This is a genomic window from Benzoatithermus flavus (genome assembly GCF_037908215.1).
In the GTDB taxonomy this organism is placed as follows: Bacteria; Pseudomonadota; Alphaproteobacteria; order Geminicoccales; family Geminicoccaceae; genus Benzoatithermus; species Benzoatithermus flavus.
In genome coordinates, this window is record NZ_JBBLZC010000022.1 from 1 (window position 1) to 19,821 (window position 19,821).

Genomic DNA, 19,821 nt, shown 5'->3' on the forward strand with positions numbered 1-19,821 from the left:
CTCGCCCCTGCACGACGACGCGCTCATGGAGCGCCTGGTCGAGGCGCTGCAGGACGTCTGGAGCGAGCTCGGGATCCCGCGCGTGGGTCGGCCGGGAGGAATGACGATCGCAGCCGAGTAGAGGACGAGAACGACCCCGAGCCCGCCGACGGGACAGGCGACGAGCAGGTCGCACCGGCCCGGCGTCGAGGCGGCGCGCGAGCCGCTCGTCACCAGAACCAGCGTGTCGACCGCGCCGAGGATGCGGCCGGGCTCGGTCCGCCGCGCGGTGCGAAACAGCTCGGGCTGGGCGAGCCGGGCCCCGAGAAGGCGATGAAGAAGGCACCGCATGCGGCGAGCTCAGGGAGGATCGGGATCCAGATCATCGGGCCGCCGGGGAGCCGCGGCGATGCCCCGGCCACCGGCGGCGGCCTCCGGTCTCGTCTCAGGCGGCAAGGAGCAGCCGCCTTTCCCGCCACAGGCTTTCGGCCATGGTCTGCGCCTCCTCCATGGTGCGTGCCCGGCCGAGCAGCCTGAGGCACAAGGCCACCGTGCCGGTCACGGCGGCCGTGGGGCCGGGCTCGGCCCACGCCCCGGACCACAAGTCCGCGAGCTTGCGCGGCTCCAGCGCCTCGCCGCGCCAGGGATAAGGCTCGCCATAGGCCAGAGCCGGCCAGACCTCCTCGCCGGGGACGCCGTCGACGAGGGTGAGCGTGCGGCACGGCTTGTCCGGGTTGCGCTGGCCTTCGCCCCCGCCGCCTTTGAAGGTGACGGCGCGCTTCTGCCCGAGCAGGCGCTGTGTCGCCTGGTGCAGCTCGAGATAAGTCGGGTGGAACACGCCCTGGATCTGGCAGGGGGCGCCGAACGGGTTGAGCTCGCGCGCGGCCGTGTGGACGGGCGTGCGCAGGCCCAAGAACGGGCGGAGGGCGAACAGCTCGGCGAGACGGGGCGAGAGGATCGTGAGCGGCAGATAGGCGAAGCCGCCTTGGTCGAGCTTTCGCGCCGCGTCCTCGACGTCCGTAGCGGGCTCGATCCCCAGCGCGGCGAGGCAGACCGGCGTGGTCGCCGGGCCCTCGCCGGGAATGCCGTGCATGAGGACGCGCACCCCGTTCTGGGCCAGCAGCAGGGCAGCCAGGAGGAAATAAGGAAGCTGCTTGTGCCGGTCGGCATAGGACGGCCAGTCGAGATCGACGGCGGCGGCTTCGGGTCGTCGCAGCCGGGCGCGGACGGCGCGCACGAAGCCGGCGAGTTCGCTCGGGGCCTCGGTGCGGTAGCGCAGGACGAGGAGAAGGGCGCCGAGCTGCACGGGCTCGACGGCTCCGTCCAGGATCATGCCCATGGCAGCCTCGGCCTCGGCCTCGTCGAGCGGCCGGCCCAGCGTCGGGCCCCGTGCCACCGCGCGCAGGTAGGCCGCAAAGGCGTGGGGCCGGGCAGGATCCGCTGCGGGTTCAATCGGCATAAGCGAGCACCGTGTCCAGAATGTGCCGGTCGGCGTTCTGCAACGCGCGGACCACGGCATCCTTCACACGGGCGTGAGCGTCTTTCCGCTCCGCGTCGGGGATGGCCGTGATGGTGACCCCGCGCTGCTGCAACATGGCGAGCACCACCGCGTCGGTCTGATCGGCGCCGCCGAGCTGCCACGCCGAGACCTCGCTCGTCTTGGTCCGGATCGTCTCGCGAATGTCAAGCGGCTGATCGCCCAGCATGTCGCGGTTGGCCAGCACCACGACGAGATCGTGCGCGTGCGGCTCGGCGAGGGCGAGCTGCGGCCCTTGCGCCGCGATGCCGACGAGATCGTCGGTCCGCAACTCCATCAGGTCGTCGCCGGTCACCCGCTGCGGCTGGAGCGTGCCGGCCTGCAGCTTCAGGCCCAAGGCCTCGAACGCCACCTGCCGCAGGCTGCCCGGCCGGGCCGTGATCTGCCGGCTCTGGAGCTGGCCCAGGGAGGGGATCGTGGCGCCGGCGAGCCGTAGAGCGCCGCCGTCGAAGTAGGCGAACGGCTCGAGGCCGTGTTTTCGGAGCTGATCGTTGAGCAGAGGTCCGACCGTGGTCCGGTCGAGAAGGCTCAGGACCTTCGCCTGATCCATGAACAGGAACGGGACGGTGAGGGTCGCGAGCTCGGGTGCGAGATCGGTGAGCTCGGCCACGCGCACCCAGCCCATCAGGGCCTGGCCCTTGCGTACCTGATCGAGCGCCGTCCGATCGTCGGGCACGCCCTCGCGGTCGATGGTGACGGCGAGCCGCCCACGCAGGACATCCTCGAGGGTCCGGCGCAGCCGCTCCATGGCCGCGAGGCTGCTGTGCCGGGTATCGACGCTGCCGACCATTCGGATGTTGTAGGGGGCTGCCATGGCGGCTCGGCCCACGGCTAGCCCGAGACAGCCCGGCAGCAGCCCGAGCGCGACCCGCCGGCGGAGCCCGGCATGCAGGGGCTGGTGCGTTCCGCTCATCCTCCGTCTCCTCCCGGATGCGACCTCGGCAAGGCTCTCACTCTCCCTTGCCGGCCCGAAAGCCGCCTTGATCGCGATCAAGGATCGGGGGCAGCTCCGGGCCTATGGTTCCCCGCCTGGAGCTGGGCACGGCAAAGGGGGAAACCACGGGATATGGGCGAGGGTCTGACCAAGGCCGCTGCGCGCAACATCTTCTACGGCGGCTCGCTGTTCTTCTTCATCATCTTCGCGGCGCTGGTGGTGCACAGCCACTACTATGCCGCGACCACGTCGGTCGACGCGGCCGGACTCAACGACGGCGTCGTCAGGGGCAAGCGGGTGTGGGAGAAGAACGCCTGCATCGACTGCCACACGATCCTGGGCGAGGGCGCCTACTTCGCGCCGGAGCTCGGCAATGTCTGGGTGCGCTACGGGGGCAGAGACGATCCGCAGGGCGCGCGCGAGGCGCTGAAGGCCTGGATCCGGTCGATGCCGACCGGGATTCCCGGCCGCCGGCAGATGCCGCACTTCAACCTCACCGACCAGGAGCTCGACGACCTCGCGAGCTTCTTCGAGTGGACCAGCAAGATCAACACCCAGGGCTGGCCGCCGAACGAGGCCGGTTGAGCGGGACAGGCTGACGGAACCGAGACGGACGATGCGTTACCCGACACAAAAGCTCGCCAATCTCTACTTCATGGGTGCCACGGGCCTGTTCCTGGCACAGGTCCTGTTCGGCGTCCTGGCCGGCGCGGTCTATGTCTGGCCGAACTTCCTGGCCGTGCTCCTGCCGTTCAACATCCTGCGCATGATCCACACGAACGCGCTCATCGTGTGGCTGCTCCTGGGCTTTTTCGGCGCCACCTACTACCTCCTGCCGGAAGAGGCCGAGCGCGACATCCACAGCCCGTTCCTGGCCAAGCTCCAGTTCTGGATCTTCCTCGTCTCCGCGGCGGTCGCCGTCGTCGGCTATCTCTTCCGCATCCATGAGGGGCGCGAGTTCCTGGAGCAGCCGCTCTACGTCAAGATCGGCCTCGTCGTGGCCGTGCTGATCTTCCTCTACAACGTCAGCATGACCGTCCTGCGGGGCCGGAAGACCGCGGTCTCGACCGTGCTGCTCACGGGACTCTGGGGAGCGGGCATCTTCTTCCTGTTCGCCTTCTACAACCCCGGCAATCTCGTCATCGACAAGATCTACTGGTGGTGGGTGGTCCATATCTGGGTCGAGGGCGTGTGGGAGCTGATCATGGCCTCGATCCTCGCCTTCCTCCTGATCAAGCTGACGGGCGTGGACCGTGAGGTCGTCGAGAAGTGGCTCTACGTCATCGTGGCGCTGAGCCTGTTCAGCGGCCTTCTCGGCACCGGCCACCATTATCTGTGGATCGGCACGCCCGGCTACTGGCAGTGGATCGGCTCGATCTTCAGCACACTCGAGATAGCACCCTTCTTCGCCATGGTGGTCTGGGCCTTCTACCTGACCTACCAGGGCAGCCGGCAGCACAGCAACACCGCGGCACTGCTCTGGTGCCTGGGCTGCCCGGTGATGGCGTTCTTCGGCGCCGGCGTGTGGGGCTTCATGCACACGCTGCACCCGATCAACTTCTACACCCACGGCACGCAGGTGACGGCGGCGCACGGCCATCTCGCCTTCTTCGGCGCCTACGTCATGCTGAACCTCGCCGTCATGACCTACGCCATGCCGAGCCTCAGAGGTGTCCAGCCCTTCAACCAGGTGCTCAACATGTGGAGCTTTTGGATCATGACCTCGGCCATGGCGTTCATGACCTTCGTGCTCACCTTCGCCGGCGTGGTCCAGGTCCACATGCAGCGCGTCGTCGGCGGCTACAGCTACATGGACGTGCAGGATCAGCTCCGCCTGTTCTTCGCCATGCGCGAGGGAGCCGGCCTCGTCGTGGTGATCGGGGCGGTGCTCTTCGCCTACTCGATCTACGGGCCCGTGCGCGAGCAGCTCACGCGGGTTCCCGGAACCCGCCTGCAGCCGGAGCCGGCCGAGTAGCCCGAAGAAGGAATGGCTCCCGTCATGGACAATCTGGCGCAGCTCGGGGCGGCCATCGCCGCCCCGCCCTTCTATCTGCCGCAGGGCAAGGAGTGCGAGCTGTTCGAGCTGGCCTGGCGCCAGCGGCTCCCGCTTCTGCTCAAAGGACCCACGGGCTGCGGCAAGACCCGGTTCGTGGCCCACATGGCGGCACGGCTCGGCCTGCCGCTCCAGACCGTGGCCTGCCACGACGACCTGACGGCGGCCGACCTCACCGGCCGCTATCTCCTCAAGGGCGGCGAGACGGTCTGGGTCGACGGACCCTTGACCCATGCCGTGCGTGTCGGGGGCATCTGCTATCTCGACGAGGTGGTGGAGGCGAGAAAGGACGTGACGGTCGTTCTCCACCCGCTCACCGACGACCGGCGGCTCCTGCCACTCGAGCGCACGGGCGAGATCCTGGAAGCTCCACCCGAGTTCATGCTCGTGGTCTCCTACAATCCCGGCTACCAGAACATCCTGAAGTCCCTGAAGCCGAGCACGCGCCAGCGCTTCGTCGCGATCGAGCTCGACTTCCCCAGACCGGAGCTCGAGCTGCGGGTCGTCGCCGCCGAGAGCGGGCTCGATCCCGAGCGGGTGCGGCCCTTGATCAATCTCGCGAGCCGGGTGCGCTCGCTCAAGGGCCTCGATCTCGAGGAGGCTTGCTCGACGCGGCTTCTCGTCTATGCCGCGAGCCTGATGCAGGCGGGCTTCGATCCCGTGCTCGCGATCGAGCACGCCATCATCGAGCCGCTCTCGGACGATGCCGACGTGAAGGCGGGCCTGCGCGAGCTCGTGCGCGCCAGCATCGGCTGAGGCTGCCACGATGGGCCTCGCCTTTCTCGAGTTCGAGGAGCAGTTCGGCCGGCTCTGGCACCGGCTGGTCGGCGACCGGACGAGCCATCCCCGCTTTCCCGACGCGGCCGTGGCGCTGGAGGGCGAGCGTGCGCGGCTCGCCGTGCTGTTCCGGGGCCTGGGCGGCGATCCGGCGCTCGAGGTCGCGGCCGGCAGTGCCCGCACCTCGGGCCATCGCCTCTCCTTGCGCCAGCGGCTCGGCATGGACGAGGAGCGCCTCGCCCGTGCCGAGCGCACGAGCGAGCTCGTCCTCCTGCCGCCCGTCCTGGACTGTCTGCCGACGGCGGAGCTCAACCGCGATCTCTATGTCTGGCTCACGGCCTTTCTCGCCGCGGCCGAGCCGCTTCCCCGCGAGGACGATCCCTTGCGCCGGGACGTGGCCGCGCTGCGCGCCGTCGCCGCGACCACGGCGCGGGTGCTCGAGGCCTTTCCCGGACTCGCCGGCCGCCACGCGCGGCTCGCGGCGGCCCTGCTCGAGCTGCGGCCGGCGCGCCGCCTGACGGGAATCGAGGCGGAGATCGAGGTGGCGGTGCGTCGCCTCCACGGCGAGACCGGCGCACCGACCCCCATCCTCGATTCTGAAGTGCCGCTGGGCCGGCTCGTCGCCCCGCGCAGCTACCGCCCGTTCCTGCCGAGCCCGCTCTGGGGCGAGGTGCGCGGCGAAGCCGGGGCCGCCCGAGCCGAAGAGCGCGCCGACACCGAGGCCGGCGATGCCACCGCCGAGGACGAGGAGCGGCTGAAGAGGCGGGCCAAGCGCCAGAATCCCGAGGATCAGGAACGCAAGGATCCGCTGACGCTGATCAACAAGGGCGAGGTCCTCGCACTGCCGACCGAGATGACCGGTGTCAACCGGCCGGACGACGAGGAGGATCCCGATGCCGCGCGCGAGGCGGCGCAGGACATGGACGAGCTGACCTTGGGCCGCCCGGACCGGCGCTCGTCGAGCCGGGTGCGGATGGAGCTCGACATCACCGGCACGACCGCGGCTGCGGAGGCGCCCGTGACCGCGGCCTTGCGCTATCCCGAGTGGAACCATCGCCGTCGCGCCTATCTTCCGGCGCACTGCGCCGTCTTCGCCGGACCTGCCGGCGAGGAAGGCGAGGACTGGCGTCCCGATGCGCAGGCGCGCCGCCACATCCGCCTGGTCCGTCGCCAGTTCGAGGCGCTGCGGCCGCGGCGCGAGATCCTGCGCGCCCAGGTCGACGGCAACGAGTTCGACATGGATGCACTCGTCCGCTCGCGGGTCGATCTCCTGACCAGCGGCGTGGGCTCGGACCGGATCTGGCTCGACGCCCGCAACCGCGCACGCGACCTCGCGACCCTGCTTCTCGTCGACGGCTCGCTTTCGACCGACGCCTGGGTCGACGGCCGACGGGTGCTCGATGTCGAGAAGGAGGCGCTCACGGCTCTCGCCTTCGGGCTCGAGGCCTGCGGCGATCCGTTCGCGATCCTCACCTTCAGCTCGCGTACGCGGCGCGAGGTCCGGGTCGAGAGCATCAAGGGTTTCGACGAGCGGCTCGGCGAGCCGGTGCGGAAGCGGATCGCGGCTCTCCGGCCCGGTCACTATACCCGCATGGGTGCCGCACTCCGCCACGCCGCGAGCGAGCTTGCAAAGCGTCCCGAGCGCCATCGCCTTCTTCTCCTGCTCTCCGACGGCAAGCCCAACGATCTCGATCATTACGAGGGCCGCTACGGTGTCGAGGACACGAGGAAGGCGGTGCTCGAAGCGCGAGGCCAGGGGCTCTCGGTGTTCGCGGTCACGGTCGACCGGCGCGCCGAGAGCTACGTGCCCTTCATCTTCGGCCGCGGCGGCTATGCCATGGTCGGCCATCTCGGCCGCCTGCCGGAGGCGCTCGCCGGCATCTACCGGCAGCTCGTGAGCTGATCTCACCGTTCGAGGGAGGAAATTCCATGAAGCACGCGACAGTCTTCGTCCTGGGGATCGTCCTGTTGGCCGCGGGGCCGGCGCTCGCCGATACCGAGGCCGGCGAGAAGGTGTTCAAGAAGTGCCAGACCTGCCACGAGGTGAAGGCCGAGAAGAACAAGGTCGGCCCGCATCTGGTCGGGATCGTGGGCCGCCCGGCGGGCAGCGTCGCGGACTTCAAGTACTCGGACGCCATGAAGAGCTCCGGCATCACCTGGACCGAGGAGAACCTCGCCAAGTATCTGAAGGACCCGAAAGGCTTCATTCCCGGCAACAAGATGGCGTTCGCGGGCCTCAAGAAGGACGAGGAGATCGTGGACGTGATCGCCTATCTCAAGCAGCCCGAGAGCTGAGCGGCTACCTACCAGCGCCCGGCCATCGCCTCGCGCAGGATGGCCGCGCTGCGCTCGAGGAGGCGCTGCTCCTCCGGGCTCAGCCGGGGACGGAGCGTCTCCTCGACACCTCGCGCACCGATGATCCGGGGCATGGAGAGGGCGACGGGAGCGCCCTCGCCGACCTCTTCCGTGATGGCCGAGACCGAAAGCAGCGCCCGCTCGTCGCCGGCGATGGCGCGGACGATCCGGGCGAGGCCGCTCGCGATTCCATACCATGTGGCTCCCTTGCCGGCGATGATCCGATAGGCGGCACGGCGGACGTCCTCGTCGATCCTGGCCTTTACCTCGTCCGAGAGCGGCTTTTCGAGCTGCGCCGCGAAGTCGGCGATCGGGATCGTGCCGACGCTCGCCGCCGACCAGCACAAGACCTCGCTGTCGCCGTGCTCGCCCAGCACGTAGGCGTGCACCGAAGCCGCGGCGACGCCGAGATGGCCGGCGAGCCGGGCGCGAAAGCGGGCCGTGTCGAGGATGGTGCCCGAGCCCAGCACGCGCCCCGGCGGCAGACCGGCGAGCCGGGTCGCGATCTGGGTCATGATGTCGACCGGGTTGGTGGCGACGAGCAGGATCGCGTCGGGTGCCGCGCGCAAGGCCGCCGGGATCACGTCCGCGAACACGGCCGCATTGCGCTCGAGGAGCTGAAGGCGCGTCTCGCCCGGCCGCTGCCCGACGCCGGCCGCGAGGATCACCACCCCGGCCCCCGCGAGATCGTCGTGGCCGCCGCTCGCCACCCGTGCGCCGTGCGCGAAAGGCGTGGCGTGCAGGACGTCCTCCGCCTCGGCGGTGGCGCGGGCCGCGTTTCGGTCGACGAGCACGATCCTGTCGGCCGCACCCGTGAGCACCAACGCGTTCGCGGCCGCACCTCCCACCATGCCGGCCCCGACGATTCCCACTTTCATCGCTCGAGCCTCCAAGCAGTGCCGATCCTCGCTGATGACCGCACCCGCTCCCGAGGTCAACTCCCGATCGCGAGCAGGTGCATGCCGTGAGGCACGTTGCGCGCGGCTGAAGGCGAGCCGGCCTCGGCGATGGCCGGCGCCGGTCCATGCCGAAGAGCCGGGAAGCGGTGACGAAGAAGCTCGTGGCCGAGGCCCCGGCCGCTCGGTCCTCGCCATCGGCCGGACCCCGGGCGGCAGCGTTCGTCGGCCTCACGGGTGCCGTCTCCGCCGGCTTCTCGGGCGGGACGGCGCTGGACATGGCAACGCCGTTCCTTCCCTCCTCGATCGCTGCGGCCGTGATCGGCGGCACCTTCGTCGCCGGCAGACGCGAGGAGGGTTGATTCCACGGCCGGAGAACGGCCTTCTATCCGTCGTTGGGCTGTGGTCTGATAGGCGGGCTTCGGGCCTGAACGTCGGGAGAGGCGGGCATGCTGGCACGCGCCGAGGAACGCAAGGCCGAGATCATCGACGGTCTCGCGGCCCAGCTCAGCACGCGGCTCACGGGCGAGGAGGCAGCACTCGCCGAGCGGTTCGTGCGGGCCTACTTCCGGGACGTGGCACCCGAGGATCTCGCCGAGCGCGACCCGCTCGACCTCTACGGCGCAGCTTTGGCCCAGCTCCGCTTCAGCCAGGAGCGGCAGCCCGGACAGGTCAAGCTCCGGGTCTACAACCCGCGCCTCGAGCAGCACGGCTGGCAGTCGACTCACACCATCGTCGAGATCATCAACGACGACATGCCGTTCCTGGTCGACAGCGTCAGCATGGAGCTGAACCGCCACGGGCTCGGCATCCATCTCGTCATCCATCCCGTGCTCGCCGTGCGGCGCGATGAGCGTGGCCGGCTCCTCGACCTCGGTCTGCCGAGCGAGGTCGGCAACGGCCTGCGCGAGAGCTTCATGCACGTCGAGGTCGACCGGCAGAGCGATCCCGAGGTGCTGGCCGCGATCGAGCGGGACCTGTGCCGTGTTCTGGCTGACGTGCGCCACGCCGTCGAGGACTGGCGCGCCATGCGCGACAAGGTCGACGAGGTGATCCGGGAGCTCCGGACCGGCGCTGCCGGCGTGCCGGCCGAGGAGCTGGAGGAGATCGAGGCGTTCCTGCGCTGGATCGCCGACGACAACTTCACCTTCCTCGGCTACAGCGCCTATGCGCTCGAGCAGCACGGCTCGGACGTCCAGCTCCGCCGGGTGAAGGGGACGAGCCTCGGCATCATGCGCGGCAAGGACGACGGCGAGCTCTCGGCGAGCTTCGGCTCGCTGCCGTCCGAGGTGCGCGAGCGGGCGCGGCAGGCGACCTCACCGCTCATCATCACGAAGGCGAACACGCGGAGCACCGTCCATCGCTCCACCTATCTCGACTTCATCGGCATCAAGCGCTTCGCTCCCGACGGCACGGTGACGGGTGAGCACCGCTTCCTGGGCCTCCTCACTTCCGCCGCCTACAATACGAACCCGCGCCTGATCCCGCTTTTGCGGCGCAAGGTCGAGCGCATCCTCGCCCGCTCCGGCTTCTCCCGCACCGGCCATGCCGGCAAGGCGCTGCTCCACATTCTCGAGACCTACCCGCGCGACGAGCTCCTGCAGACTTCCGAGGACGAGCTGTTCAAGATCGTCATGGGCATCCTGCAGCTCCAGGACCGCCAGCGCTTGCGCCTCTTCATTCGCACGGACCCGTTCGGGCGCTTCGTCTCCTGCCTCGTGTTCGTGCCGCGCGACCGCTACAACACGCTGTTCCGCGAGCGCGTCCAGCACCTGCTCGAGCAGGCGTTCCGCGCATCCGAGAGCGAGTTTCAAGCACTCCTTTCGGAATCGAACCTCGCCCGCCTCCTGTTCACGCTGAAGACGCCACACGGCATTCCGGCCGACCTCGATACCGACGCGCTCGAGCGCCGTCTGATCGAGGCTTCCCGGAGCTGGGTCGACCGCCTGCGCGAAGCGCTGCTCGAGGCCGCGGGCGAGGAGACCGGCAACCGGCTGTTCGAGCTCTACGGCCGCGCCTTTCCCGCCTCCTACCAGGAGCGCGTCGACGCGCGTGCCGCCGTTCCCGACATCAGGAGCATCGACCGGCTGTCGCGCGCCGACGGGGCGGCACTCGCCCTCACCCTCTACCGGCGGCTCGAGGACCCGCCGGAAATGCTGCGCTTCAAGCTGATCCGGCGCGATCAGCCCGTGCTGCTCTCGGACGTGCTGCCCATCCTCGAGAACATGGGCCTGCGCGTGCTCACCGAGGAGCCCAGCACGATCCGGGCCGCCGACGGCCGGCTCTACGCGCTGCACGATTTCGGCCTCAGGCCGGTCGCGGGCGGAACCGTCGACGTCGATGCCGTACGCGAGCACTTCCAGGATCTGTTCCTCGCCGTCTGGTCGGACCGGCTCGAGAACGACGGCTTCAACCGTCTCGTGCTGGCGGCGGGCCTGGGCGTGCGCGAGATCGTCATCCTGCGCGCCTACTGCAAGTACATCCTCCAGATCGGCACCCCCTTCAGCCAGGCTTATATCGAGCAGACCCTGATCGCCAACCCGGCGCTCGCGCGCGATCTCGTCCGTCTGTTCGATCTCCGCTTCAACCCCTCGCCCGAGGTGGAGAACCGGCTCGAGCTGCAGCAGGAGCTGGAGGCGCTCGTCTTGGACCGGCTCAACCGGGTCTCGAGCCTCGATCAGGACCGGATCCTGCGCCGCTATCTCGAGCTGATCCGCTCCACGCTGCGCACCAATGCCTGGCAGCGTGATCCCGTCACCGGCCTTGCCAAGGACTACGTGTCCTTCAAGTTCGACCCGCGCCGTATTCCGGGCCTGCCGGCTCCCCGGCCGGCGTTCGAGATCTTCGTCTACGCTCCTTACGTCGAGGGCGTGCATCTCCGGGGCGGCAAGGTCGCACGCGGCGGCCTGCGCTGGTCCGACCGGCGCGAGGACTTCCGCACCGAGATCCTGGGCCTGATGAAGGCGCAGATGGTGAAGAACGCCGTGATCGTGCCGGTGGGAGCGAAGGGCGGCTTCGTCGTCAAGCGCCCGCCCGCGAGCGGCGACCGCGCGGCGCTGCAGGAGGAAGGGATCCGCTGCTACAAAACGCTGCTCCGGGGGCTCTTGGACATCACCGACAACCAGCTCCCGAGCGGCATCGTCCCGCCGCCCGAGGTGGTGCGCTACGACACGGACGATCCCTACCTCGTCGTCGCGGCCGACAAGGGGACGGCCACCTTCTCGGACATCGCCAACGGCATCTCGCGCGAGTACGGCTTCTGGCTCGACGACGCCTTCGCCTCTGGCGGCTCCGCCGGCTACGATCACAAGGCCATGGGCATCACCGCCAAGGGGGCCTGGGAATCGGTCAAGCGCCATTTCCGTGAGCTCGGGCTCGATCCGCAGCAAGATCCGTTCACGGTGATCGGCATCGGCGACATGTCGGGCGACGTGTTCGGCAACGGCATGCTGCTCTCGGACAGGATCAAGCTCGTCGCCGCCTTCGACCACCGTCACATCTTCGTCGATCCCGACCCCGACCCGGCGCGCTCGTACGAGGAGCGCAAGCGCCTGTTCGCGCTGCCGCGCTCGAGCTGGGACGACTACGACCGGAGCGTCATGAGCGCAGGCGGCGGGGTCTGGCCGCGCACGGCGAAGGCCATCCCGGTGAGCCCGGCGATGCGCAGAGCGCTCGGCATCGAGGGAGAAGCGGCGACGCTGACCCCCAACGAGCTGATGTCGGCTATCCTGAAGGCGCCGGTGGATCTGTTCTGGAACGGCGGCATCGGCACCTTTGTCAAGGCGGCGAGCGAGAGCCATGCCGACGCGCAGGATCGCCTCAACGATGCGATCCGGGTCAATGGCGAGGATCTCCGCTGCCGGGTCGTGGCCGAAGGCGGCAATCTCGGCTTCACCCAGAAGGGCCGGGTCGAGTTCGCGCTGAGGGGCGGGCGGATCAACACCGACTTCATCGACAACTCGGCCGGCGTCGACTGCTCCGACCACGAGGTCAACATCAAGATCCTCCTGGGCGAGGTCGTGCGCGCCGGCGATCTCACCATGAAGCAGCGCGACGAGCTGCTCGAGGCCATGACCGACGAGGTGGCGGAGCTCGTCCTGCGCGACAACGTGCTCCAGAACTTGGCACTCTCGATCACCGAGGCCCTGGGGCTCGATCTGCTCGACGCCGAGATCCGCCTCATGCGCCGGCTCGAGGCGCAAGGCCGGCTCGACCGCGAGCTCGAGCGCCTGCCGGGCGATGCCGAGCTCGCCGAGCGGCGTAAAATAGGCCGCGGCCTGACCCGGCCCGAGCAGGCGGTGCTTCTCGCCTATGCCAAGATGACCCTCTACGAGGACCTGCTCGGCACCGAGCTGCCGGACCGGGCCTATCTCGCCCAGGATATCGCCAAGTACTTCCCGCGGCCGCTGCGCCGGCGCTTCGCCGCCGAGATCGAGCGCCATCGCCTGAAACGCGAGATCGTCGCCACCTGGATCGCCAACAGCGTGGTCAATCGCGGCCTCGCCGTGTTCGTCGCGGAGCTCGAGGACGAGACCGGCGGCACGCTCGAGGACGTCATGCTGAGCTACGTCGCGGCACGCGACGCGTTCAACCTGCTGCAGGTGTGGGGCGCCATCGAGGCCGTGCCGGCTACCGTGCCCGCGGCACTCCAGACCCGGATGTTCGTGGCCGCTCGCGACGTGCTGCTGCGCGGCACGCGCTGGTTCATGACCCAGAGCAGTCGGCCCTTGCGGATCCGCGACACCGTCAGTCGTTTCCGGCCCGGCATCGCCGTGATCATGCGCCACCTCGATCGGGTCGTGAGCGGGTCGCACGCGAGCGGAATCGCGGCCGCGGCGGCGGATTACGTCGCCGCCGGGGTGGAGCCCGAGCTCGCGCGCACGATCGCGGGCCTGCCCCATCTGCTGTCCGCCTGCGACATCGTCTGGGTCTGCTGGCCCGAGGCCGAGGCGGTGCCGGCGGACGAGCGGCTGCTCGCGGCAGCGCGCGTCCATTTCGCGCTCGATGCCGCTCTCGATCTGCCGTGGCTCAAGCGCTGCATCCAGACCGCACCGCGGCGCGACCGCTGGGACCGGCTGGCCCTGACCGGCCTCGAGGACGATCTGTCCGGTGTCCTGCGTGGCCTCACCGCGGCGGCACTCGCGGCCGATGTGGCGCGTGAGGACGCTGCCGCGACCGCCGAGGGCGTCGGCCGGTGGCTCGAGGCGCATCTTCTAGGCCTCGCCCGCTACCGCGAGCTGGTGCGCGAGCTGCAGGAGACGCCGGCGCCGGATCTCGCCATGCTGACGGTGGCGGTCCGCAGCCTGGGCGAACTGTTGCCGCGCCGCGCGCCGGTGTGACGAGAACGACACGATGATTTCGGGAACAACCCCGGAGGCAGCGATGTTTGCCATCCCCGACGCGGAACGCTATGTTCCGCCGGCCCTTGTGACGGCTGAATGAAGCGTCGATGGCAAAGCCGTGGCAGGGTAGGACGTCAACCGGCAAGGCACAAGGGCGCGGGCAGGCGGGCAGCCGGCCTGGAGCCGTGGAGGTTCAGGGCATGCAGCCAAGCGAGCTGATGAAAGAGGGCGAGCTGTTTTTCCGGCAATGGCTACGCTCACCCAAATCCATGGGCTCGGTCATTCCGTCCTCGCGTGCCCTGGCACGGGCGGTGGCTGCCGAGGTCGCCTGGCAGCCTGGCCAGTACGTGGTCGAGCTCGGCGGCGGCACGGGCGCCATCTCGCAGGGACTGATCGAGCGAGGCATTCCCCGCGACCGTCTGATCGTGATCGAGCTCGACGGCGCTCTTTATGCGTACCTCAAGGAGCGTCTCACCGGCTGCCGCGTGATCCAGGGTGACGCGACCCGGCTCGACGAGATTCTCGCCCGGCAGGAGGTCGGCGAGATCGGCACCGTGATCTCCGGCCTGCCCATGGTCGGCATGCCGTTCGAGTTCCAGAAGGCCATCATCGAGCAGGGCTTCAAGGCGATGAAGCCCGGCCGCTTCATGCTGCAGTACAGCTATTCGCCGATCTGTCCGATTCCGGCGAAGAAGCTCGGGCTCGAGGCCAGAATCGCCCGCTACGTCCTGTGGAATTTCCCGCCGGCCGCGGTCTGGCGCTACACGAAGCTCGCCGGCGGGTAAGCGTTCGCCTTCTGCGAGAAAGGGGGCGCGAACGGGCGCGGCCCCCCTTCGGCTTTTCCGGTCGGATGCGCCGTTCTGTCGCACTGCGGTTGACCATTGCGGCACGAACCGCGACGCATGAGCGAGCGGCCGGTGGTCGCGACGGAGCGGCTCCGGCCGCCAAAGCCGCTGACACATGGCTGCATAGCCGCTATGTCTTCAGGGCATGGCAACGACGGGGAAGGCTGAACGGGTGATCCAGTGGGCGAGCTTGATGCTCCCCGACGTCGTGCGGCGTCGCATGCCGCCGCGACGGGGTCGAAGCGCTCTCGCGAGGGCCGGCGCATGGTGATGGAGCTGCCGGCGCTCGACGAGCTCGACACGTTTCCGAAGCTCCTTCTCCACAACGCCGCCAACTGGCCGAACGACGTCGCCATGCGCGAGAAGGAGTTCGGCATCTGGAACCAGTTCACCTGGGCCGAGTATCGCGACCGGGTCCGGCTCGTGGCGCTCGGCCTCGCGAGCCTCGGCGTGCGGCGCGGCGAGGTCGTCGCCATCATCGGCCGCAATCGCCCGAACTGGGTCTGGAGCGAGCTCGCGGCCCAGGCCCTGGGCTGCATGACCCTCGGCATCTACGAGGACGTGCTCGCCGCCGAGGCGGGCTATCTCGTCGACCACGCCGGGGCCGGCATCGTGATCTGCGAGGACGAGGAGCAGGTCGACAAGATGCTGGAGCTCGGCGAGGCCGGGCGCAGCCTCCGTCACATCGTCTACCACGACCCGCGCGGGATGCGGAAATACGACGACCCGCGGCTCGTGAGCTGGGAGCGGCTCTTGGAGCTGGGCCGCGAGCTCCTGGCAGCCCGCCCCGGCCTGTTCGAGGCCGAGATCGCGAAGGGCCGGGGCGAGGACGTCGCCGTCTTGTGCACGACCTCGGGCACGACGGCGCATCCCAAGCTCGCCATGCTGCAGGCGAAGCCGTTCCTCGGCCACATCGCCTCCTACCTGCGGGCGGACCCGCGCGCGGCTACCGACGAGTACGTCTCGATCCTGCCGCTGCCCTGGATCATGGAGCAGATCTACGTCGTCGCCATGCCGCTCCTGTGCCGCATCCGGATCAGCTTCCCGGAGAGCGTCGAGACGGCCATGCGCGATCTGCGCGAGATCGGTCCTACCCATATTCTGCTGGCTCCCCGGGTCTGGGAGCAGACCGCGGCCGACGTGCGCGCCCGCATCATGGACGCGGGTCCGCTCACGCGCCGCCTGTTCGACTGGGCGGTGCGGGTGGGCATCGATGCCGTCCAGCACCGCCGGCGGCACCGGCTCGCCGATGCGCTCGTGTTCTCGGCCCTGCGCGACCGGCTCGGCTTCTCGCGGCTGAAGTCGGCGGCGACGGGCGGGGCGGCGCTCGGTCCCGACACGTTCCGCTTCTTCCTCGCCATGGGCGTGCCGTTGAAGCAGCTCTACGGCCAGACCGAGGCCGCCGGCGCCTACACGCTCCAGCGCCACGACGAGATCGACTGCGACAGCTCGGGCGTGCCGTTCGACGATACCGAGCTGCGCATTCTGGATCCGGACGAGAGCGGCGTCGGCGAGATTCTCACCCGCCATGCCGGCATGTTCAGGGGTTACTTCGGGAACGAGGCCGCCACGCGCGAGACGCTGACCGAGGATGGCTGGCTCAGGACGGGCGACGCCGGCTATCTCGACGAGAAGGGGCGGCTCGTCGTGATCGATCGCGTCAAGGACATCGCGCGCACGAGCCTGGGTGTCAGGTTCAGCCCGCAGTTCATCGAGAACAAGCTCAAGTTCTCGCCGTTCGTCGGCGAGTGCGTCGTGCTCGGCAACGGCCGGCCTTATCTCACGGCGATCTTGTGCATCCGCTACTCGATGGTGGCGAAGTGGGCGGAGAGCAACCGGATCGGCTTCACCACCTACCAGAACCTGGCCGCGAACCCGAAAGTCTACGACCTGCTCGCGGCCGAGGTCGAGAAGGTCAACGCTGCCCTGCCGGAAGCGCAGCGGATCCGCCGCTTCCTCCTGCTCTACAAGGAGCTCGATCCCGACGACGGCGAGCTCACCCGCACGCGCAAGGTGCGCCGCGGCATCATCGACGAGCGCTACGGCGCTTTGATCGCAGCCATGTACGACGAGCGGGATCGGGTCCGGGTCGAAACCGAGGTCACGTTCGAGGACGGCAGGAAAGGGCGGATCGAGGCCGATCTCGTGATCCGCGACACGGCTGCCCACACCATGCTGCGGCGGGCAGCCTGATGATGTCGGCGGAAAGCGTTGCGCCGGTGCGGCGCAGACGGGCGATCGGCGAGGTGCTCCTCGCCGTCGACGACATCTCGCTGCGCTTCGGCGGCGTGCGGGCGCTGAGCCACGTGAGCTTCGACATCAGGCGCGGCGAGATCCGCGCCATCATCGGCCCGAACGGTGCCGGCAAATCGTCGATGCTCAACGTGATCAACGGCTTCTACGAGCCCCAGGAAGGGGCGATCTACTGGAAGGGCGAGAAGCGGCGCAAGATGACGCCTTATCTCGCCGCCGCCTCGGGCATCGCCCGCACCTTCCAGAACATCGCGCTGTTCAAGGGCATGTCCACGCTCGACAACATCATGTCGGGCCGTTCGCTTCAGATGAAGGTCGGATTCTTCTGGCAGATGATCCATTACGGCCCGGCGCGCCGCGAGGAGATCCGGCATCGGCGGCGGGTCGAAGAGATCATCGACTTTCTCGAGATCGAGCACATCCGCAAGACGCCCGTGGGCAGGCTGCCCTACGGCCTGCAGAAGCGCGTGGAGCTCGCCCGGGCGCTCGCCATGGAGCCCGAGCTCCTGCTCCTCGACGAGCCGATGGCGGGCATGAACCTCGAGGAGAAGGAGGACATGGCCCGCTACATCCTCGAGGTCAACGAGCAGTTCGGCACCACCATCGCCCTGATCGAGCACGACATCGGCGTGGTCATGGACCTCTCGGATCGCATCGTCGTCCTGGACTACGGGCGACTCATCGCCGACGGCACGCCCGAGGAGGTGGCGCGGAGCCAGGCCGTGATCGACGCCTATCTCGGCGTGGCGCACTGAAAGGACGGCCCATGGATCTGCTCCACGCCGTCCTCGTCGATCCCTTCGTGCAGATGGCGAGCCTGCCCGACTTCTTCGTCCAGGTCTTGTGGGAGGGGCTCGTCTCCGGGATCCTCTACGCGCTCATCGCCCTCGGCTTCGTCCTGATCTTCAAGGCCTCGGGCGTGTTCAACTTCGCCCAAGGCATCATGGTCGTGTTCGCGGCGCTCTCGCTCGTGGGCCTGCACGCGATCGGCGTTCCGGCCTACCTCGCCCTCGCCTTGTGCATCCTCGTCATGCTCGCCCTCGCCGTGGCGGTGGAGCGGCTGGTCCTGCGCCCGCTCGTCAACCAGCCCGACATCATCCTGTTCATGGCGACGATCGGGCTCACCTACTTCCTGATCGGGCTCGGCGAGCTGATCTTCGGCGGCGAGCCTAAGGTCATGATCACCGAGGAGCTGGGGCTGCCCACCGGCTCCTTCGAGTGGGAGACCCTGGGCGGGCGCGTGATCTTCCAGGCGATCGACATCGCGGCCGCGGTGATCGCCGCGGCGATGGTCGCCGGGCTCGCCCTCTTCTTCCAGAAGACCCGGATCGGCCGAGCGCTCCGCGCGGTCGCGGACGATCACCAGGCGGCGCTCTCGGTCGGCATCTCCTTGCAGCAGATCTGGGCCATCGTCTGGTTCGCGGCCGGGATCGTGGCCCTTGCCACCGGCATCATGTGGGGTGCCCGCTCGGACGTGAGCTTCGCGCTCCAGATCATCGCCCTCAAAGCCCTGCCGGTGCTGGTCCTGGGCGGGCTCACCTCGGTGCCGGGTGCCATCGTCGGCGGGCTCATCATCGGCATCGGCGAGAAGCTGGGCGAGATCTACTGGGGCCCGCTGCTCGGCGGCGGGATCGAGAGCTGGCTCGCCTATGTCATAGCGCTGGGCTTCCTCCTGTTCCGGCCGCAGGGGCTGTTCGGCGAGCGGATCATCGAGCGGGTGTGAGGGAAGCCTTGATCTACCGTGAGGCCGGCCAGTTCAAGACATCTTACGCGCAAGACCAGGCGCTGTTCCCGATCCGGCAGGACCGGTACGGCATGGCGGCGATCCTGGCGACCGCGTTCGTGCTCGTCCCGCTCTTCGGTAGCGCCTTCTTCCTCAACACCATCATGATCCCGTTCCTGGTGCTGGCGCTCGCCACTATCGGGCTCAACCTGCTCACGGGCTATGCCGGGCAGCTCTCACTGGGCACGGGCGGGTTCATGGGGGTGGGGGCTTACGCCTGCTACAAGCTCACGACCTTCTTCCCCGAGGCCAACATCCTCCTCCTGATCCTGACATCGGGCCTGTTCTCGGCGGCGCTGGGCGTCCTGTTCGGCCTGCCGTCCTTGCGGATCAAGGGCTTCTATCTCGTCGTGGCGACGCTGGCGTCCCAGTTCTTCCTGGAGTGGTGCTTCAACCGCATCCCCTGGCTCTACAACCACAATGCCAGCGGCGCGATCGAGGTGCCGGCGAGGAGCGCCTTCGGCGTGGTGCTCACCGGCCCCTCCGCCACGCCGCTCGCCCGCTATCTCGCCGTGCTCGCCGTGGTGACGCTCCTCACGCTCGTCGCGTCGAACCTCGTGCGCGGGCGCATCGGCCGCTCGTGGATGATGGTGCGCGACATGGACATCGCCGCCGAGCTCATGGGCGTGCGTCTCCTGCGCACCAAGCTCCTGGCTTTCGCCGTCGCCTCGTTCTACGCCGGTGTCGCCGGAGCGCTCATGGTGTTCCTGTGGCTGGGTGCGGCCGAGGCGTCGAGCTTCACGATCAACGTCTCGTTCCAGATCCTGTTCATGGCGATCATCGGCGGCTTGGGGAGCCTCGTCGGCTCGTTCATGGGAGCGGCGTTCATCTGGATCCTGCCGATGGATCCTGCCGATCCTGATCCGCGCGGCACCCGGCGCCTTCGGCCTCTCGCTCGGGGCCGCCACGGTCGAGCAGATCAGCTTCATGCTGATCGGCGCTCTGATCATCCTGATCCTCATTCTCGAGCCGCACGGCATGGCGCGGCTCTGGCAGATCGGCAAGCAACGGATGCGAACCTGGCCGTTCCCTTATTAGGCCAGGGAACGGCGATCGTCGGGGAGGCT

14 protein-coding genes and 1 pseudogene are annotated in these 19,821 nt (G+C 68.9%); 12 read left to right on the forward strand and 3 right to left on the reverse strand.

Annotated features, from left to right (window positions below):
- Nucleotides 1–424: 424 nt before the first annotated feature.
- Nucleotides 425–1,438: a glycosyl transferase family protein gene (locus tag U1T56_RS18420; protein ID WP_418160959.1), complete on the reverse strand. Its 1,014-nt coding sequence runs from the start codon at nucleotides 1,436–1,438 to the stop codon at nucleotides 425–427.
- On the reverse strand, nucleotides 1,428–2,429 hold the full coding sequence (locus U1T56_RS18425) for a TRAP transporter substrate-binding protein (protein WP_418160960.1): 1,002 nt from the start codon (nucleotides 2,427–2,429) through the stop codon (nucleotides 1,428–1,430). The genes U1T56_RS18420 and U1T56_RS18425 overlap by 11 nt, the downstream gene beginning before the upstream one ends.
- 153 nt (nucleotides 2,430–2,582) lie before the next feature.
- Here U1T56_RS18425 and U1T56_RS18430 point away from each other — a divergent pair, with 153 nt between their 5' ends.
- Genes U1T56_RS18430 through U1T56_RS18450 form a run of 5 tightly spaced genes read left to right on the forward strand, consistent with a single transcriptional unit; the run spans nucleotide 2,583 to nucleotide 7,575 of the window.
- On the forward strand, nucleotides 2,583–3,035 hold the full coding sequence (locus U1T56_RS18430; RefSeq protein ID WP_418160961.1) for a c-type cytochrome: 453 nt from the start codon (nucleotides 2,583–2,585) through the stop codon (nucleotides 3,033–3,035).
- Between the two features lie 31 nt (nucleotides 3,036–3,066).
- A complete protein-coding gene (locus U1T56_RS18435) occupies nucleotides 3,067–4,425 on the forward strand; it encodes a cbb3-type cytochrome c oxidase subunit I (RefSeq protein WP_418160962.1) in 1,359 nt (452 codons plus the stop codon).
- A gap of 24 nt (nucleotides 4,426–4,449) precedes the next feature.
- Nucleotides 4,450–5,259, forward strand: a complete 810-nt coding sequence (locus U1T56_RS18440; protein WP_418160963.1) for a CbbQ/NirQ/NorQ/GpvN family protein — start codon at nucleotides 4,450–4,452, stop codon at nucleotides 5,257–5,259.
- Between the two features lie 10 nt (nucleotides 5,260–5,269).
- Complete coding sequence (locus U1T56_RS18445) at nucleotides 5,270–7,183, forward strand: nitric oxide reductase activation protein NorD (protein ID WP_418160964.1); 1,914 nt, start codon at nucleotides 5,270–5,272, stop codon at nucleotides 7,181–7,183.
- A gap of 26 nt (nucleotides 7,184–7,209) precedes the next feature.
- On the forward strand, nucleotides 7,210–7,575 hold the full coding sequence (locus U1T56_RS18450) for a c-type cytochrome (protein WP_418160965.1): 366 nt from the start codon (nucleotides 7,210–7,212) through the stop codon (nucleotides 7,573–7,575).
- An 8-nt stretch (nucleotides 7,576–7,583) separates the two neighbouring features.
- Here the strand turns inward: U1T56_RS18450 and U1T56_RS18455 are convergent, their stop codons facing one another.
- On the reverse strand, nucleotides 7,584–8,513 hold the full coding sequence (locus U1T56_RS18455) for an L-lactate dehydrogenase (protein ID WP_418160966.1): 930 nt from the start codon (nucleotides 8,511–8,513) through the stop codon (nucleotides 7,584–7,586).
- Between the two features lie 167 nt (nucleotides 8,514–8,680).
- Between U1T56_RS18455 and U1T56_RS18460 the strand changes: the two genes are divergently transcribed.
- From U1T56_RS18460 to U1T56_RS18490, 7 genes and pseudogenes are all read left to right on the forward strand, one after another.
- The gene (locus U1T56_RS18460; protein WP_418160967.1) at nucleotides 8,681–8,893 is read left to right on the forward strand and encodes a hypothetical protein; all 213 of its coding nucleotides are present in this window, start codon (nucleotides 8,681–8,683) and stop codon (nucleotides 8,891–8,893) included.
- Nucleotides 8,894–8,980: 87 nt separating this feature from the next.
- Nucleotides 8,981–13,870 carry an NAD-glutamate dehydrogenase gene (locus tag U1T56_RS18465; protein WP_418160968.1) on the forward strand — a complete coding sequence of 1,630 codons (4,890 nt, stop codon included), beginning with the start codon at nucleotides 8,981–8,983 and terminating at the stop codon, nucleotides 13,868–13,870.
- 203 nt (nucleotides 13,871–14,073) lie between these two features.
- Complete coding sequence (locus U1T56_RS18470) at nucleotides 14,074–14,658, forward strand: class I SAM-dependent methyltransferase (protein WP_418160969.1); 585 nt, start codon at nucleotides 14,074–14,076, stop codon at nucleotides 14,656–14,658.
- A 324-nt stretch (nucleotides 14,659–14,982) separates the two neighbouring features.
- A complete protein-coding gene (locus tag U1T56_RS18475) occupies nucleotides 14,983–16,911 on the forward strand; it encodes an AMP-binding protein (RefSeq protein WP_418160970.1) in 1,929 nt (642 codons plus the stop codon).
- Complete coding sequence (locus U1T56_RS18480; protein WP_418160971.1) at nucleotides 16,911–17,726, forward strand: ABC transporter ATP-binding protein; 816 nt, start codon at nucleotides 16,911–16,913, stop codon at nucleotides 17,724–17,726. Before U1T56_RS18475 ends, U1T56_RS18480 begins: the two co-directional genes overlap by 1 nt.
- A gap of 11 nt (nucleotides 17,727–17,737) precedes the next feature.
- Nucleotides 17,738–18,694 (forward strand): branched-chain amino acid ABC transporter permease, encoded by a 957-nt coding sequence (locus tag U1T56_RS18485; RefSeq protein ID WP_418160972.1) that lies wholly within the window; start codon nucleotides 17,738–17,740, stop codon nucleotides 18,692–18,694.
- A gap of 8 nt (nucleotides 18,695–18,702) precedes the next feature.
- Nucleotides 18,703–19,792 (forward strand): annotated as a pseudogene (locus U1T56_RS18490) (branched-chain amino acid ABC transporter permease).
- Nucleotides 19,793–19,821: the final 29 nt, after the last annotated feature.

Coding starts and splice junctions, on each gene's coding strand:
- U1T56_RS18425 (WP_418160960.1), bottom strand. CDS start 2,429: ATGAGCGGAACGCACCAGCCCCTGCATGCCGGGCTCCGCCGGCGGGTC.
- U1T56_RS18435 (WP_418160962.1), top strand. CDS start 3,067: ATGCGTTACCCGACACAAAAGCTCGCCAATCTCTACTTCATGGGTGCC.
- U1T56_RS18485 (WP_418160972.1), top strand. CDS start 17,738: ATGGATCTGCTCCACGCCGTCCTCGTCGATCCCTTCGTGCAGATGGCG.
- U1T56_RS18445 (WP_418160964.1), top strand. CDS start 5,270: ATGGGCCTCGCCTTTCTCGAGTTCGAGGAGCAGTTCGGCCGGCTCTGG.
- U1T56_RS18455 (WP_418160966.1), bottom strand. CDS start 8,513: ATGAAAGTGGGAATCGTCGGGGCCGGCATGGTGGGAGGTGCGGCCGCG.
- U1T56_RS18440 (WP_418160963.1), top strand. CDS start 4,450: ATGGACAATCTGGCGCAGCTCGGGGCGGCCATCGCCGCCCCGCCCTTC.
- U1T56_RS18450 (WP_418160965.1), top strand. CDS start 7,210: ATGAAGCACGCGACAGTCTTCGTCCTGGGGATCGTCCTGTTGGCCGCG.
- U1T56_RS18430 (WP_418160961.1), top strand. CDS start 2,583: ATGGGCGAGGGTCTGACCAAGGCCGCTGCGCGCAACATCTTCTACGGC.
- U1T56_RS18420 (WP_418160959.1), bottom strand. CDS start 1,438: ATGCCGATTGAACCCGCAGCGGATCCTGCCCGGCCCCACGCCTTTGCG.
- U1T56_RS18480 (WP_418160971.1), top strand. CDS start 16,911: ATGATGTCGGCGGAAAGCGTTGCGCCGGTGCGGCGCAGACGGGCGATC.
- U1T56_RS18470 (WP_418160969.1), top strand. CDS start 14,074: ATGCAGCCAAGCGAGCTGATGAAAGAGGGCGAGCTGTTTTTCCGGCAA.
- U1T56_RS18475 (WP_418160970.1), top strand. CDS start 14,983: ATGGTGATGGAGCTGCCGGCGCTCGACGAGCTCGACACGTTTCCGAAG.
- U1T56_RS18465 (WP_418160968.1), top strand. CDS start 8,981: ATGCTGGCACGCGCCGAGGAACGCAAGGCCGAGATCATCGACGGTCTC.